This is a genomic window from Mesonia aquimarina (assembly GCF_003667275.1).
Classification (GTDB): domain Bacteria; phylum Bacteroidota; class Bacteroidia; order Flavobacteriales; family Flavobacteriaceae; genus Mesonia; species Mesonia aquimarina.
Genome location: NZ_RCNV01000005.1, coordinates 42,672 through 59,434, shown reverse-complemented (window position 1 = coordinate 59,434; position 16,763 = coordinate 42,672). Strand labels below are relative to the sequence as shown.

Sequence of the window (16,763 nt, the reverse complement as noted above, 5' to 3'; positions counted from 1 at the left end):
TTAACTGAGTTGCTCACTTGTTTTTCCAAATCGTCGTTCTCTGTTTTGATAATTTACTATGGCTTCTACTAAATCTTCTTTTCTAAAATCGGGCCATAAAGTTTGGGTGAAATATAATTCGGCATAAGCAATTTGCCAAAGCAAAAAATTACTTATGCGTTGTTCGCCACTTGTTCTTATTAATAAATCTACATCGGGTAGATTTTTTGTATACAAATGTTTTTGTATCGTGTTTTCGTCAATTTGCTCTACTGTGATTTCTTTATCTTGTATAGCTTTATTAATTTCCTGAAAACAGTTTATTAATTCTTCTCTAGAGCCATAGCTTAAGGCTAAGGTTAAAGTCATATGATTATTCTCGGAGGTTTTTGAAATAACTTCCTGTAATTCTTTTTGAGCTTTTTCGGGCAAATTTTTTAGACATCCAATTGCATTGAGCTTAATGTTATTGTTCATTAAGGTTTTTATTTCCTTTTTTAAGGAAGAAACCAATAACTTCATTAAAGTTCTTACCTCAATTTTGGGTCTGTTCCAATTTTCAGTAGAAAATGCATAGAGGGTTAAATTTTTAATACCGATTTTGGCACAAGCTTCTACTGTCTCTCTAACCGCTGTAGTTCCTTCTTGGTGTCCAGCCATTCGTAATAAACCTTGTTTTTTAGCCCAACGTCCATTACCGTCCATTATAATGGCAATATGCTTAGGGAGTTTGTCGGTATTTAGTTGTTTTGTGAAATCCATTAAAAACTACAATAACAAGGTTTACGACCAAACGTATACGTTAAGGTAATGCCGGTAAACATATACCAATCGTTTGTATTTGGGTTTCCAAAGCTCGGTAAATTTTGTCCGCCATCAAATTCTTTGGGAGTACTTCCGTCAATATTATCGGTAAATGTATAACGAGCACCAACTTCTAGGGCAAGTACCCAATGGGTATCTAAAGTTCCTTTTATACCAATTACCATAGGAATAGCCATATTGATGCGGGAATCGTTTCTAGTTAGTACATCTCTGGCATTTAAATAAAAATCGTCATATTTTATTCCGGTTAACCCGGTGTACAAATATGGACTTACTTGACTTTTAAAGTCATGTAAATTCCACTCCCAAAAAGTATATTCAATTCCTAAGGAAGCTTCGGTGATGCTATTGTTAAATGAGTAGCCTCGTGCTTTTCGTCTTCCATCATTTGCATTTGCATCATCTGCTTCTAAATCAGCATGAATAACGCTTAATCTAAAGGAATGTCGTTTACTTCTATTCCATTTAAAAATCCCTCCAAAAGCCAAAGAGTTTGGGTTGATGTAATTTGTTGAGCCAACATCGCCTATAAAATTAGCGCCACCAAGGTAAGCCCCAATTTCATAAGTTTGTGATTGTAGTTGGCTTGTAAAAAAAAGCATCATTATGACTACCGTTAAATACTTCATAGATTTTCAAAAGTTTGCAAATATATGAATTAAGTTTTCTCTAACTTAATTTAATAAAGATTTGTATTCGGTATGGTAAACAAAATTCCCTGATTTTTATTGTTTTTAATTGCGTTTATCTTCACCCCAGAGTAATTTTTTGCGGAGGGTTTTGATAAAACTATCTTCGTGAAGTAAAACAAGTCCTATGGAAAAGGGTGCTTTTTTAATAGTAATTTTTGTGTTTTTGCTTAAGCTAGTAATACGCGAATCTAAAGAAACCAAATAATCTTCTTCTCTACCTGAAACTTTTAGATCAATTTCTATATCATCTGGAATAATCAATGGTCTTGCGTTAAGGTTGTGCGGGGCAATGGGTGTAATTGCTAAAGCATTTGTTTTTGGGTTAATGATCGGTCCGCCGCAACTGAGAGAATAACCGGTAGATCCGGTTGGGGTAGAAACAATGAGGCCGTCTGCCCAATATGCATTAAGGTATTTTCCGTCTAGCCAAGTTTGTATGGTTATCATAGAGGTTGTGTTTTTCCGACTTATGGCAATTTCATTTAAAGCGAAATTGATATCAGAAAGACTTTCGTTTTTTGGGGATGTTGCAATTTCTAACAAACTTCTTCTGGAGATGCTGTATTTTTTTTGAAGAATAGAATTTATGGTTTGACTAATTTCTTCTTTTTGGATCGTGGCTAGAAAACCCAATCTTCCGGTGTTAATACCTACAATAGGAATGTCTAAACTTTTAATGTAGTTAATACTTTTTAGAATAGTGCCATCTCCACCAATGCTAAAAAACAGGTCGTAACTATTGTCTAATTCTTTAAAAGTAGAAAATTCGTTATATTCTTTTTTGATCTCTTCTTTTTGATGAATGATCTCTAAAAATTCTTCTTCAATACGAACTTCTATGTTTTGCTCTTCTAATAGATCTAACAGTTCTTGAATGTACTTCCCGGAATTTTCGTGGTAAAATTGTCCGTAAATGCCTACTTTCATATTTAAATATTCAGGTATTTATTTAGATAGTCAGATCTATCTTTTAAATTCTTTAAAAAAGCGTCTTCTTGGTGAGTGCTCAGCACTTTGTAATTGTATCTTCTAAACGATTGAATAACTTCATTAATACTGGATAACCCGATTTTTATAGTTATTTGAGCAACATCATTTTCTAATTCACTAATAAAAAGACCTAAAATTTTAGCTTCATTAGATTCTACAATTTGGCTTATTTCACTAAACGAATAATCTTTAAAGCCTTTTTCAATAACTAAAATAGAGCCGGCTTCGCTTAAAAAAGGGGTTTCATTAAAAATGGAAATCACATCGTTTAGCTCTAAATAGCCTAGGTATTTGTTATTTCCTTCCTCTAAAACCGGCATAATATTGCTATTGTATCGTGCAAACTTTTCAAGAATATCTAGCCAGTTATCATTTTCGTGTACATAAAAAACCTCAATAGCGTGTTTGTATTCACTAATTTTATTATTATTTTCAAAACAACGAATATCGTTTTCAGATATACTACCTATAAACTCTCCTTCGCTTACAATTGGTAAATGGCTGTATGTAAGTTGATTAAAAAGCTTTTGAAGCTCTTTTACCGTATTTTTTACAGGCTGAATTTCAACATCATTAATTATATAGGTTTGTATATTCATAGCCAAGAGTTTTCTTGCAAATTAATTAAAATATAGCACATGAAAGCTGGTTAACTTTGTATTTTTGTAGTTAAAAATTGTAAAAATGACAAAGCTTAGTGTTAACATAAATAAAATTGCCACGCTTAGAAATGCCCGTGGAGGAAACGTGCCTAATGTTGTTGAAGCTGCTAACAACATCGAGAGGTTTGGTGCTCAAGGAATAACTGTTCATCCCAGGCCGGATGAACGTCATATTAGATATCAAGATGTTCGCGATTTAGCTCCAATTGTTTCAACTGAATTTAATATTGAAGGAAATCCCGTGGATGATTTTATAAGTTTAGTTTTAGAAAACAAACCAACACAAGTCACCTTAGTGCCTGATGATGAAAACGTGCTAACGTCTAATGCGGGTTGGGATACTCTAAAACACCGCGATTATTTGAGGGAGATAATTTCTGAATTTAAAAAACATAATATTCGTACCTCTATCTTTGTAGATCCGATAAAAGAAATGATTGAAGGAGCTGCTCAAACTGGAACCGATAGAATTGAACTTTATACCGAAGATTATGCTACGGGATTTGCTAAGGGAAATAAAGAAAAAGCAGTAAAACCTTATGCAGACTGTGCTAAATTGGCGCAAGAGCTAGGCTTGGGAATTAATGCTGGGCATGATTTATCGCTTCAAAATATTCGTTTTTTTAAAGAAAGTGTTCCTGGTTTGCAAGAAGTTTCAATTGGGCACGCCCTAATAGCAGAAGCCTTGTACGAAGGTTTAGCAACTGTTATTCAGGAATATTTATCTTTATTGAAATAATTGAACTGGTTTTTTATGAAATTACATTCGAATATTATAGGAGAAGGAAGGCCTTTTTTAATTCTTCACGGGTTTTTAGGAATGGGCGATAATTGGAAAACTTTAGCTAAAAAATTTGCAAAGGAAAATTATCAAATTCATTTAATAGATCAGCGAAATCACGGTAGAAGTCCGCACACAAAAGAGTTTAGTTACCAGTTAATGGCAGAAGATATTCAAGAATATTGTAAAACACATCAGCTAGAAAATATTGTTTTGCTAGGACATTCTATGGGAGGAAAAACAGCGATGAAAGTTGCGGTTGATTTTCCTGATCTTATTGAGGAGTTAATAATAGTTGATATAGCGCCGAAATACTATCCGCCACATCATCAAACAATTTTGGAAGGTTTAACGATGTTGAGTGAAAGTGAATTGACTTCACGTGGGGACGCAGATGAAAAATTAAAAGAGTATATTCAAGAATGGGGGGTTCGTCAATTTTTACTGAAAAACTTATATTGGAAAGAAAAAAATAAACTTGCATTACGAATGAATTTGCCGGTTTTGAAAGAAAACATCGAGCAAGTAGGAATTTCATTAAGCGATAATGCAAAGTATAACGGAAGAACATTGTTCATAAAAGGTCAAAAATCCGGTTATATAAAAGAAGAAGATAAGGGCTTACTCAAAAAACACTTTCCAAAAAGCAATCTTGCCACCATAAAAGATGCCGGGCATTGGGTTCATGCCGAAAAAATGGAAGAATTCTACACTATTTGTATAGGGTATCTAAATAATTAATGTTAAATTTTGCTATGCAAGCATAATATTTTAAGATTTTATTCGTGTTTTTTAATTTAATTGTTAAATTAGGCTGCAAATCAATTAATCAATAATTTACTTTACTTATGAGAAAATCGTTACTTTTCATGCTAATCGCATTACTCTCGGCATCGGTTTATGCTGGCGGTTATCGTGTAAGCACGCAGGGACAACGCGCTCTTGCAATGGGGCACGCTGGAGTGGCTGTTGTTAATAGTGCAGAACTGGCATTTTTTAATCCTGCTGGTTTGGTGTACCTAGAAAACAAATTGAATGTGTCTGCTGGAGTTACCGGTGTTATTTCTAATGTTCGCTGGCAAAACGGTGAAACCGGTCAATTTGCAGAAACTGAAAATAATTTAAGTACTCCTTTCTATTTATATGCTTCTTATCAAGTAACCGACTGGTTTACGGTGGGCTTAAGTGCATATACACCTTATGGAAGTAGTGTAGAATATCCAACTGATTGGGCTGGCTCTCATTTAGTTAATGATATTGACTTACAAGCTATTTATATTCAGCCGTTAGTTTCTTTTAAGTTGTCTGAATATTTTAGTGTAGGTGGTGGACCAATTTTCGTTACAGGCGGGGTGAATTTTAATAGAAATATTAACCGAACACTGACCGATGAAAATGGAAACCGATCTAATGTAGAAATTGATGCTTCTAATGTAACCAATATGGGGTGGTCTGCTAGCTTTATGTTTAATCCTACTGAAAACTTACGGATAGGGATGAACTATCGTTCAGAAATTATATTGGAGGCAGAAAATGGCGATGCAACGTTTAGTAATGTGCCTAACTCTCCTTTGGCTCCGGTAGAAAATGGGACTGTAGCATTTGATGCTTCGTTGCCTCTTCCGGCAGAATTTACAGTAGGACTTTCTTATAAATTTTGTGAAAAATGGCTTTTTGCATTTGATTATAATCGTACTATTTGGGAAGTGTATAATTCATTAGATATCGATTTTGCTCCTGAGGGTGTACCGGATTCTTTTAATCCTAGAAATTATAAAAACGCTTCAACTTATCGTTTTGGATTACAATACCAAGCCTTAGATAAATTAACCTTACGTGTTGGGTACTATTTTGATGAAACTCCGGTGCGTTCCGGGTATTTTGCGCCTGAAACGCCAAGAAACGATTCTCATGGATATACCGGTGGTTTATCTTATCAAATCACGCCGGCTATTGCTGTAGATGCTTCATTTGTTTACTTACGATTTGAAGAAGTACAAGAATCATATGATTACTATCAAGAAAACGGACAAAATGTTCCTTTTGGAGGTACTTATAAAAGTAATGCCTTCCTACCGGGTCTTGGGGTGACTGTAAATCTATAAAATTAAAATACATGAAAAATTATATCAAATATATAACTGCAATTTCGCTTGGAGTAGCTTTAGTTTCTTGCGAACCTGAATTTGACAATTCTGTAGAAGACGGAGATTTATATACAAGTGGTGAAGCAGATTTTAGTAATTATGTTGCTTTAGGAAATTCACTGACGGCTGGTTTTGCAGATAATGCTTTATATATCCAAGGTCAAAAAAACTCTTATCCTAATATTTTAGCTCAACAATTTGAACACGTGGGAGGAGGTGAATTTACACAACCTTTAATGGCAGATAATATTGGAGGTTTACTGCTAAATGGAAATCAAATAGTTGATACAAGATTAATATTAGATGTTGGTGCAAGTGGAAGCCCGGCGCCTACAAATATTGAAGGAACACCATCCACAGAAATAACTAACACACTTTCCGGATCATTTAATAATATGGGCGTTCCCGGAGCGAAGAGCTTTCATTTGTTAGCATCCGGTTACGGAAATGCTTCAGGTGTAGCTACGGGGCAGGCAAATCCTTATTTTGTCAGATTTAGATCCTCTGCTGAAGCAACAGTTTTAGAAGATGCGGTTGCGCAAAACCCGAGCTTTTTTTCGCTTTGGATTGGGAATAATGACGTGTTAAGTTATGCCACTTCTGGAGGCATTGGTGTAAACCAAACGGGAAATTTAGATCCAACAACTTATGGGTCTAATGATATTACAGATCCTAATGTATTTGCTAGTGTTTACTCGCAAGAAGTGGAGGCGTTAATGTCTTCAGCTAGTGGAGGGGTGTTGATTAATATTCCGGATGTTGCAGCAACTGCTTTTTTTACTACGGTTCCTTATAACCCTTTAACACCAGCTCTTTTAGGAGATCAATTAGCGACACTAAACGCAACTTATGCTCAGTTAAATCAAGCGTTTGCAGCCTTAGGTGTGCCGGAACGGTCTATTCAGTTTTCTACTACGGGACCAAGCGGAATCGTTGTGCAAGATGAATCTTTAACTGATATTTCTCAACAGTTAACACAAGCCTTAGTAGCCGGTGGGCTTCCGGCACCTACGGCTGCAGTTTACGGCCAGCAATACGGTCAAGCACGTCAAGCTAATGAAAATGACTTAGTATTATTAACTAGCCAGAGTGCTATTGGAGTTGTGAATACTGATCGAGTTCAAGAATTGGTTGGCTTGGGAGTGCCGCAAGAATTAGCAGGACAATTGTCTGTCAATGGTGTTTCTTACCCGATGCAAGATCAATTTGTTTTAATTCCGGCAGAGCAGGAAGAAATTGCTGGCATCACAGCAACCTACAATGCAACTATAGAAGGTATTGCTAATGCAAATAATTTGGCATATGTTGATGCTAATGAATTGCTTAACAATGTGGCCAATGGAGGCGTGATGTATGACGGCGGAATGATAACATCTGAATTTGCAACCGGTGGGGCTTTTTCTTTAGATGGCATTCACTTAACTCCTCGCGGTTATGCGGTAGTTGCTAATAGAATTATTGAGGAGGTTAACCAAACTTATAGCGCAACTGTTCCTAAAGTAAATGTTGGAGCATATAACGGTGGTCCTTCAATCGGATCTGGTGTAACAGAATAGAAAATACTGTTTAAAAAAATAAAAAAGTGCCGAAATTCCTCGGCACTTTTTTATTTTTATAAAAAGAATTGTTATGAATTTACTTTTACGCATTTTAGTGACTGCCTTTATTGTAGTTGCTTTAGCAAATTTATTGCCGGGTGTGGCGGTAGAAAGCTATTTTACGGGAATTGTTATTGCTATTGTTTTGGGCTTGATGAATATTTTAGTAAAACCAATACTTATTTTATTCACCCTACCCGTTACGGTTGTAACTTTTGGTTTGTTTTTACTTGTAATTAATGCCTTAATTATTTTAATGGTTACCGGTTTAGTTGGTGGTTTCTATGTAGATGGTTTTTGGTGGGCGCTACTCTTTAGTTTATTACTTTCTTTTTGTCAATCTATTCTATTTAAAGCTTTTGAAAATTCAAAATCGAACTGATTAAAAACTTGGTTGGCAGGTAAATAAATTGTAATTTTGCACTCCAATTTTTAGAAAGAATAGTTAAGAATGAACATCACAAGAGAAAATATTGACGAGCTCAATGCAGTGGTTAAGGTTGAAATCGCTAAAGAAGATTACAATCCTAAAGTAGAAAAAGTTTTAAAAGACTATCGTAAATCGGCTAATATTCCTGGTTTTAGAAAGGGGCACGTTCCTATGGGGTTGGTCCAAAAGCAATATGGAAAAGCTGTACTTGTTGATGAAGTGAATAAACTTCTTCAAGAATCGTTGAATAAGTATTTAACCGAAGAAAAATTAGATGTTTTAGGGAATCCGCTTCCTAAAGAACAAGAAAATTTCGATTGGAGTGATGATAATTATGAATTCGAATTTGAATTAGGGCTTTCTCCTAAATTTGAAGTTGAGTTAAATACCAAAAAGGCAATCACCCATTATACAATTGTTGCTGATGATGAAATGATTGAAAATCAAATCAAAACCATTCAGAAACAATATGGTAAATTAGTGGCTAAAGATGAAGCTGCAGAAGGCGATCAAGTTACCGGAACCTTCAAAAATGAAGAAGAAGGAATTGAAAATACTACAACGCTTCCTTTAGAAAAGATTAAGGGAAAAAGAAATCTTAACAAATTTGTTGGAGCAAAAGTTGGAGATACAATCAGTCTAAAAACTAAAAACTTATTTGAGAACGATCACGAATTAATGGAGTTCTTAAAAGTTGAACATGAGAAAGCGCACGATTTAGATATTGAAGTGACTTTTGAAATTTCTGAAGTAAATGAGCAAATTCCTGCTGAATTGGATCAAGAATTATTTGATAAATTATTTGGAGAAGGAAAAGTAACTTCAGTAAGCGAGTTAAAAGAGAAAATTAAAGAAGATGCTGAAGGACAGTTTGTGCAACAAAGCGATCAGCAGTTGTTAAATGATGTAACTGAGCGTCTTATAGAGCAAACAGAATTTGATCTGCCAAAAGAATTTCTTCAACGTTGGATTCAAGTAAGCGGTGAGAAAGAATTAACTGCAGATGAAGCTAAGGAAGAATACGAAAAAAGTGAAAAAGGACTTCGTTTTCAGTTGATCGAAGGAAAATTAATTCAAGAAAACGAGCTTCAGGTTCAGTTTGAAGAATTAAAAGAAATGACCAAAGAACGCATCAAGATGCAAATGGCGCAATTCGGTCAGATGGATCCTTCAGACAAAGATTTAGAAGATATCGCAAGTCGCGTACTTTCTAACCAAGAAGAGGTGAAAAAATTATCAGAACAAGTAATGAATAAAAAGTTACTTGATCTTTATAAAGAAAAGGCAAACTTAGAGAACAAAGAGTTAACATACGAAAATTTTGTTAAGGAAGTTTATAAGTAGTCTTTTATAGAATTAATACTTATCTTTAAGGCGTTTAACCCAAATTGGGCTAGCGCCTTTTTTAGTACTAGTACAAACGCTTTTCAGCAATAAAATAAGAAGAGAAATTTATGGATTTCGGAAAAGAATTTGAAAAATTTGCCATTAAAGATCAAGGGATCAATAGCAATTATTACGATAAAATTATCACCAGTATGACGCCGGTAGGAATGACGCCTAATATTATTGAGGAGCGTCAAATGAATGCCGTGGCTATGGATGTGTTTTCTAGATTAATGATGGATAGAATCATTTTTTTAGGAACAGCAATTAACGATCAAGTTGCAAATATTGTACAAGCACAGATGCTTTTTTTAGAAAGTACAGATGCTAATAAAGATATTCAAATTTATATTAATTCTCCAGGAGGTAGTGTGTATGCAGGTTTAGGTATTTATGATACGATGCAATTTATTAAGCCTGATATTGCAACAATCTGTACAGGAATGGCAGCTTCTATGGGAGCAGTTTTATTGTGTGCCGGAGAAAATGGAAAACGCAGCGGATTACCACATTCTCGCGTGATGATCCATCAGCCTTTAGGTGGAGCACAAGGGCAAGCAAGTGATATAGAAATTACTGCTAGAGAAATTGTTACCTTAAAAGAGGAATTATATAAGATAATTTCGAAACATAGTGGGCAGTCGTACGACAAAGTTTATGAAGATAGCGACCGTGATTATTGGATGAAAGCAGAAAAAGCCAAGAAATACGGAATGATTGACGAAATTTTAACGAGAGAAGAAGAGAAGAAAGCATAATTTATGGCAAAGGAAGAGTTAGAATGTTCTTTTTGCGGGCGTAAAAAACCCGAAACAAACTTATTAATCGCGGGATTAGATGCACACATTTGCGATCGTTGCATTGAGCAAGCGCACGGAATTGTAGTAGAAGAATCTAAGCAAGAGGGAACAAAAGAATTAAGTTCTGAGTTAATGCTTAGAAAACCAAAAGCGATTAAAGAATTTTTAGATAGTTATGTCATCGGTCAGGAATACAGTAAAAAAGTACTTTCTGTAGCTGTATATAACCATTATAAACGGTTGCTTCAGCCGGAAGACGAGAACGAAATCGAAATCCAAAAGAGCAATATTGTTATGGTGGGTCAAACCGGTACTGGAAAAACCTTAATGGCAAAAACCATCGCTAAAATGCTAAATGTTCCGTTAGCAATTGTTGATGCAACTGTATTAACCGAAGCAGGTTATGTTGGAGAAGATGTAGAAAGTATTTTAACGCGTTTATTGCAAGCGGCAGATTATAACTTAGAAAAAGCACAGCAGGGAATCGTTTTTATTGATGAAATTGATAAAATTGCCCGTAAAGGTGACAATCCTTCTATTACTAGAGATGTAAGTGGAGAAGGTGTTCAGCAAGCTTTGTTGAAACTGTTAGAAGGAACTACAGTAAATGTTCCGCCAAAAGGAGGAAGAAAGCATCCCGATCAAAAATTTATTGAAGTAGATACAAGCAATATTCTATTTATTGCCGGTGGAGCTTTTGATGGAATTGATAGAAACATAACCAAAAGGCTGAACATGCAAGCTGTTGGTTATAGCGCTTCTAAAACTGAGGATACCATAGAAAAGGATAATTTACTGAAATATATTATTCCAAAAGACTTAAAAGATTTTGGATTGATTCCGGAAATTATCGGTCGTCTACCGGTCTTGACCTATATGAATCCATTAGACGAAGAAACCTTACGTCTTATTTTAACGGAACCAAAAAATGCATTAGTAAAGCAATACACGAAGCTTTTTGGAATGGATGATATTGAATTTGAAATTACCAATGGTGCCTTAGATTATATTGTAACTAAAGCGGTAGAATATAAATTAGGAGCCAGAGGATTACGTTCTTTATGTGAAGCAATTTTAACTGATGCTATGTTTGAATTGCCCGAAAGCGGAACAACAGAATTAAAAGTAACCAAAAGCTATGCTGAAAAAGCTTTACAAAAATCAACCATTAAAAAGTTGAAAGCAGTTTCGTAAATAGCAATTTATTTATCTTATTTTAGAGGAAGAAAAAACTGTCATTATGAACATTAAATTCTTCCTCTTTTTATTTTTACCTAGTTTGCTTTTTGCAAGCGAAATAAACCCGAAACTGACACCTAAAAAAGTTACGGTTTTTCTTAGCGGAGCGCAAGTTACTTCCGAAGCATCTTTTAATTTACCCGCCGGAAGCTCTAAAGTTGTTTTCTCAGATTTATCGCCTACAATTAATCAGAATAGTATTCAGGTTAGTGGGGTAGGAGAAGTAACTATTTCGGCAGTAAATTATAGAATTACGTATTTAGGAAAAGATGAATCTTCTCCTCAAATGATTGCTTTGAAAGAGCAATTAATCACTAAAAACCGTGCGTTAACTTTACTAAGAAATAAAATTGCAGGTTTAGAAGAAGAGGAATCTGTTTTAATTACCAATAAGAAAATTAATACCGATAATGAAAGTGCTTCCTTAGAAAAACTAAAGCAATACGCGGTTTATTATCGCAATAGAATAAGCGAGATAAAAACGGAGATATACGATACTAAGCAACAATTAAATGAATTACAGGCTGAAACTACTAAAATTCAACAAGAAATAAATCAGCTAAAAAGTGAACAATCCGGTCGTCGTGGAGAAATTGAACTCTTATTGGATGCCCCACGTTCACAAAATGTTGTATTAAGCATTACCTACAATGTGTCAAATGCAGGTTGGTTTCCGACCTATGATATTAAAGCTGATAATACCGAAGAGCCTTTACATTTTTCATACAAAGCAAACGTCTTTCAAGAAACTGGCGTAAATTGGAATGAGGTTGAATTAAAATTATCGACGGGAGACCCGAGTATTCCTTCTGAAAAACCAAGTGTAAATCCACATTACTTAAATTTTATTAACTCAAGAAATAGTAATCAAAATTATTATCAAACCAATCAACCTTATAATCCTTCGGTAAAAAAAGTATACGGAACAATTACCGATTCTGGAGGTTTACCATTACCGGGAGTGAATATTGCTGAAGAGGGAACAAGTAACGGAACACAAAGCGATTTCGATGGAAATTATAATCTTTCAGTAACAAGAGGAAAAAAATTGGTCTACAGTTTCGTAGGTTTTCAAACAGCACGAATTCCTATTTATGCAAATCAAATGAATCTTCAAATGCAAGCGAGTAACAATACATTAGATGAGGTAGTTATTACGAGCTATTCTGGAAAAGTTTCTGGCGTTAGAGTTGAGGGTGATCAAGCGGAACCGGAAGTCATGCAAACGCCGAAAGTGGTGAGAGAAGAAAATATTATGACTACTGAATTTACCATTGATAAACCATATTCAATTCCATCGTTAGCTGAAAATACAGTAGTAACTATTAAAAGTTTTACTATCCCTGCCGAATATGAATATTATAGTGCTCCATTGCTTAAAACTTCTGTATACTTGACTGCTACCTTGAAAAATTGGGAAAACTTAGATTTACTTCCTGGGGATGCAAATATTTATTTTCAGAATAGTTTTGTAGGAAACACTTTTTTACAAACAAAAGAAATCGATAAAGATCTAAAAATATCTCTAGGTTCAGATCCTTCTATTGTTGTAGAACGGAAACAAGTAAATAATAAAAAGGATAAATCTTTTTTCGGCGGAACTCGAATTCTTAACCGTAATTACGAAATCACCTTAAAAAATAACAAGAATACTGCGGTAGAAGTTCATTTAGAAGACCGAATTCCTATTTCTCAAAATGATGAAATTAAAGTCGAAGAACGAGAATACGGAAAAGCTTCTTACAATGAAAAAACAGGAATTTTATCTTGGAGCGTTAACCTTTCAGCTAAAGAATCGCAAAGCAAAAACTTTAGTTATGAGGTGAAATACCCGAAAGAAAAATCCATCAATTTAAATTAATTGCATTCAGAAAAGAATATAAAAAACCTCGAATTTTCTAATTCGAGGTTTTTTATGGTTTAGATAGAATCAGGCTGAATTACATCATTCCTGGCATTCCGCCGCCCATTCCTTGTGGCATTCCGCCGCCGCCATTGTCATCTTCAGGAATATCGATTAACGCACACTCAGTGGTTAAAATCATTCCAGAAACTGAAGCTGCATTTTCTAAAGCAATACGGGTAACTTTTTTAGGATCAATGATTCCAGCTTTAAGCATATCTACATAGCTTTCACTTTTAGCATCATAACCAAATCCTTTTTTACCTTCTAATACTTTATTTATAACAACAGAACCTTCACCTCCGGCGTTTTCAACAATTGTTCTTAGTGGTGCTTCAATAGCACGACTTACTATTTGTACTCCGGTAGCTTCGTCTGCATTATCAGATTTTAATTTCTCTAGTACAGAAATTGCTCTAACTAACGCAACTCCACCTCCGGCAACAATACCTTCTTCTACGGCAGCTCTTGTTGCATGTAAAGCATCGTCTACACGATCTTTCTTCTCTTTCATTTCTACCTCAGAAGCAGCACCTACATAAAGTACAGCAACACCTCCGGCTAATTTAGCTAAACGCTCTTGAAGTTTTTCACGATCGTAATCTGAAGTAGAGCTTTCAATTTGCGCTTTAATTTGGTTGATGCGACTTTTGATCGTTTCATCTTCACCTGCACCGTTTACAATTGTAGTATTATCTTTATCGATACTTACTTTTTCTGCAGTACCTAATTGATCTAGCGTTGCATTTTCTAAGGTGAATCCTCTTTCTTCAGAAATTACCGTTCCGCCGGTAAGCATAGCGATATCTTCTAACATTGCTTTTCTGCGATCTCCAAATCCAGGAGCTTTAACAGCAGCAATTTTTAAAGAACCTCTTAACTTATTAACCACTAAAGTAGCTAAGGCCTCTCCGTCAACATCTTCGGCGATAATTAATAAAGGTTTGCCACTTTTAGCAACAGGTTCTAGAACCGGCATTAAATCCTTCATCGTAGAAATTTTCTTATCGAAAATTAAGATGTATGGATTTTCTAAATTAGTGGTCATTTTTTCACTATCAGTCACAAAATATGGAGAAAGGTAACCTCTGTCAAATTGCATACCTTCAACAACATCTACGTAAGTTTCAGTTCCTTTTGCTTCTTCGACAGTGATAACGCCTTCTTTTCCTACTTTACCAAATGCTTTGGCAATTAGTTCGCCAATCACATCATCATTATTTGCAGAAATAGAAGCTACTTGTTTTATTTGATCAGAAGAGCTTCCAACTTCTTTGGTTTGCTTTTCTAATTCTTTGGTAATTGCTATAACTGCTTTATCAATTCCTTTTTTAAGGTCCATTGGGTTAGCACCTGCAGCAACGTTTTTAAGTCCTTCTTTTACGATAGCTTGTGCAAGAACGGTAGCTGTTGTGGTACCATCTCCGGCTAAATCGTTTGTTTTAGAAGCAACTTCTTTTACCATTTGTGCTCCCATGTTTTCTAAGGTATCTTCCAGCTCAATTTCTTTTGCTACAGAAACCCCGTCTTTAGTTACAACCGGTGCTCCAAATGATTTACCAATAATTACATTACGTCCTCTTGGGCCTAATGTTACTTTTACTGCGTTTGCTAAAGCATCTACACCACGTTTAATTCCGTCACGTGCTTCGATGTCAAATTTTATATCTTTTGCCATTTTATTTTAATTTTTTGTTGATTAAAGAGTTCCTAAGATTTCATCTTCTCTCATGATAAGGTAATCGTTTCCGTCTAACTTAAGTTCTGTTCCGGAGAATTTTCCATAAAGAACTTTATCACCTTCCTTTACGGTCATTTCGTGTTTCTTGGTTCCGTTTCCTACTGCCACTACTGTTCCGTGCTGTGGCTTTTCCTTTGCTGAATCAGGAATGTAAATTCCGGAAGCTGTTTTTGTTTCAGCAGCTTCGGGCTGTACAACAACTCTATCGGCTAGAGGTTTAAAATTTAATCCCATTGGTGTGACTATTTTTAGTTAGTATTATATTACATTAATTTCACTCTGCTTATTTCGAAAATTGTGCCAATTCACGTTTACGGACAGGATGAAATAAAAAATGCCAACTTGTCATTGATAGTTGGCATTTTTTAAAACTATATAGTTGTAAACCTTATTCTGCGTTTTCAGAAGAAGTTTGGTTTTCTTGTGTAGTTGGTGCTGGTGTAACCGGTTGCTCTTGTGTTGCTGCCGGTGTATTTTCGTTGATTATTCTAGATTCAGAAACACCTCTGCTATCCATAATTGCTACATTAGAAAGTAGAATTAAAACTAATAAAACAGTGGCAAGTGTCCATGTACTTTTATCTAAAAAATCTGTGGTCTTTTTTACACCACCCATTTGCTGACTTCCGCCGCCTCCAAAAGAAGAAGATAAACCACCTCCTTTAGGGTTTTGAACCATAATAACAACTACCAGTAGAAAAGCTACGATAACGATTAATGCTAAAAATATTGTAAACGTACTCATATGTTTTTATTTTCTTGTAATTTTTCGATTGACCGAATTTGGTCTGCAAATAAACCACTTTTTTCGGGATTTTTCAAAATTAATATTTTAAATGCTTGAATTGCTTTGGAATAATTTTTTTGTTCTAGATAAACACGCGCTAAAGTTTCTGTCATTAATTGCTTGCTAGGGCTGTCTTGACTTAAAGGTTGTTGTGAAATAGAACTATTTTTATCGGGCTTTATTTTAGGGTTTTTTGCAATAAATTCTTCGATTAATTGAAACTTTCGAGAACTTTCTGCTGATTCCTCCGTATTTTTTTCCGTTTCTTTTTCGTTCGCTTTTCGCTCAATAGGTTTTGTCTTGGTTAATTTTAACCATTCTGAAAAAGAATGTGATTCTGATGCGTCAAATTCTAAAGGTTTACCTATTGCTAATTTTTGTTCTGCTGTTTCAACAGATTTTTCTTCGCTTGTTTTTTTAGAGGGTGTAAAAAGCGAAGGATCTAAAACCTTGTTTGCTTCTTCCAGATTCATCTGCAAATCATTTGTTTTAGATTTTTCAGTTGAATCTTCTTCTTGTTCCGCAATGATGCGATGTTTTATTTGTGCTGAAATTTGATCTTGTTTAAACTCTTTAGAAGTAATAAGATCAAATAATACTGCACGATCTGTAGTGTAGGCAGCAGTTTTTTTGAGTGCTGTATTATAACTAAAACTATGATTTTGTTTTAAGCCTTTTAAGCGTAAAGCTCTAGCCGATTGAAAGTAAGGAAATTCTTCAATTAAATTTTTTAATTGCTCTGTCTCGCTTGTAGAAATAAGCGCTGATTCTTGTAAGAGTTTATGAAAATTTTCCGGTTGCAT

17 protein-coding genes are annotated in these 16,763 nt (G+C 34.9%); 9 read left to right on the top strand and 8 right to left on the bottom strand.

Annotated elements, in window-relative coordinates; genetic code table 11:
* From D9R05_RS08315 to D9R05_RS08300, 4 genes are all read right to left on the bottom strand, one after another.
* Positions 1-741, bottom strand: a complete 741-nt coding sequence (locus D9R05_RS08315; protein WP_121666764.1) for an isoprenyl transferase — start codon at positions 739-741, stop codon at positions 1-3.
* Positions 741-1,433 (bottom strand): type IX secretion system protein PorG, encoded by a 693-nt coding sequence (gene porG / locus D9R05_RS08310; RefSeq protein ID WP_121666763.1) that lies wholly within the window; start codon positions 1,431-1,433, stop codon positions 741-743. The genes D9R05_RS08315 and porG overlap by 1 nt, the downstream gene beginning before the upstream one ends.
* Before the next feature lie 105 nt (positions 1,434-1,538).
* On the bottom strand, positions 1,539-2,423 hold the full coding sequence (locus tag D9R05_RS08305; protein ID WP_121666762.1) for an NAD kinase: 885 nt from the start codon (positions 2,421-2,423) through the stop codon (positions 1,539-1,541).
* A 2-nt stretch (positions 2,424-2,425) separates the two neighbouring features.
* On the bottom strand, positions 2,426-3,085 hold the full coding sequence (locus tag D9R05_RS08300) for a CBS domain-containing protein (protein WP_121666761.1): 660 nt from the start codon (positions 3,083-3,085) through the stop codon (positions 2,426-2,428).
* 85 nt (positions 3,086-3,170) lie between these two features.
* Between D9R05_RS08300 and D9R05_RS08295 the strand changes: the two genes are divergently transcribed.
* The 9 genes from D9R05_RS08295 to D9R05_RS08255 all read left to right on the top strand — a co-directional run bounded on the left by D9R05_RS08295 (position 3,171) and on the right by D9R05_RS08255 (position 13,390).
* Positions 3,171-3,887, top strand: a complete 717-nt coding sequence (locus D9R05_RS08295; RefSeq protein WP_121666760.1) for a pyridoxine 5'-phosphate synthase — start codon at positions 3,171-3,173, stop codon at positions 3,885-3,887.
* 15 nt (positions 3,888-3,902) lie between these two features.
* On the top strand, positions 3,903-4,670 hold the full coding sequence (locus D9R05_RS08290; RefSeq protein ID WP_121666759.1) for an alpha/beta fold hydrolase: 768 nt from the start codon (positions 3,903-3,905) through the stop codon (positions 4,668-4,670).
* A gap of 107 nt (positions 4,671-4,777) precedes the next feature.
* The gene (locus tag D9R05_RS08285) at positions 4,778-6,034 is read left to right on the top strand and encodes an OmpP1/FadL family transporter (protein ID WP_121666758.1); all 1,257 of its coding nucleotides are present in this window, start codon (positions 4,778-4,780) and stop codon (positions 6,032-6,034) included.
* Positions 6,035-6,045: 11 nt separating this feature from the next.
* Positions 6,046-7,632, top strand: coding sequence for an SGNH/GDSL hydrolase family protein (locus D9R05_RS08280; RefSeq protein ID WP_121666757.1), 1,587 nt, complete (start codon positions 6,046-6,048; stop codon positions 7,630-7,632).
* A gap of 73 nt (positions 7,633-7,705) precedes the next feature.
* Entirely contained in the window at positions 7,706-8,056 is a 351-nt protein-coding gene (locus D9R05_RS08275; RefSeq protein WP_121666756.1) for a phage holin family protein, read from the top strand.
* A 69-nt stretch (positions 8,057-8,125) separates the two neighbouring features.
* Complete coding sequence (tig, locus tag D9R05_RS08270; protein ID WP_121666755.1) at positions 8,126-9,448, top strand: trigger factor; 1,323 nt, start codon at positions 8,126-8,128, stop codon at positions 9,446-9,448.
* Positions 9,449-9,558: 110 nt separating this feature from the next.
* The gene (gene clpP, locus D9R05_RS08265) at positions 9,559-10,248 is read left to right on the top strand and encodes an ATP-dependent Clp endopeptidase proteolytic subunit ClpP (RefSeq protein WP_121666754.1); all 690 of its coding nucleotides are present in this window, start codon (positions 9,559-9,561) and stop codon (positions 10,246-10,248) included.
* Between the two features lie 3 nt (positions 10,249-10,251).
* Positions 10,252-11,484 (top strand): ATP-dependent Clp protease ATP-binding subunit ClpX, encoded by a 1,233-nt coding sequence (clpX, locus tag D9R05_RS08260; RefSeq protein ID WP_121666753.1) that lies wholly within the window; start codon positions 10,252-10,254, stop codon positions 11,482-11,484.
* A 46-nt stretch (positions 11,485-11,530) separates the two neighbouring features.
* Positions 11,531-13,390, top strand: coding sequence for a mucoidy inhibitor MuiA family protein (locus D9R05_RS08255; RefSeq protein WP_121666752.1), 1,860 nt, complete (start codon positions 11,531-11,533; stop codon positions 13,388-13,390).
* A 79-nt stretch (positions 13,391-13,469) separates the two neighbouring features.
* On the opposite strand, the gene groL is transcribed toward D9R05_RS08255, so the two are convergent.
* From groL to D9R05_RS08235, 4 genes are all read right to left on the bottom strand, one after another.
* Positions 13,470-15,110, bottom strand: coding sequence for a chaperonin GroEL (groL, locus tag D9R05_RS08250; protein WP_121666751.1), 1,641 nt, complete (start codon positions 15,108-15,110; stop codon positions 13,470-13,472).
* Positions 15,111-15,131: 21 nt separating this feature from the next.
* Entirely contained in the window at positions 15,132-15,407 is a 276-nt protein-coding gene (locus D9R05_RS08245) for a co-chaperone GroES (RefSeq protein ID WP_121666750.1), read from the bottom strand.
* A gap of 154 nt (positions 15,408-15,561) precedes the next feature.
* A complete protein-coding gene (gene secG, locus D9R05_RS08240) occupies positions 15,562-15,918 on the bottom strand; it encodes a preprotein translocase subunit SecG (RefSeq protein ID WP_121666749.1) in 357 nt (118 codons plus the stop codon).
* Positions 15,915-16,763 (bottom strand): hypothetical protein, encoded by an 849-nt coding sequence (locus D9R05_RS08235; protein WP_121666748.1) that lies wholly within the window; start codon positions 16,761-16,763, stop codon positions 15,915-15,917. The genes secG and D9R05_RS08235 overlap by 4 nt, the downstream gene beginning before the upstream one ends.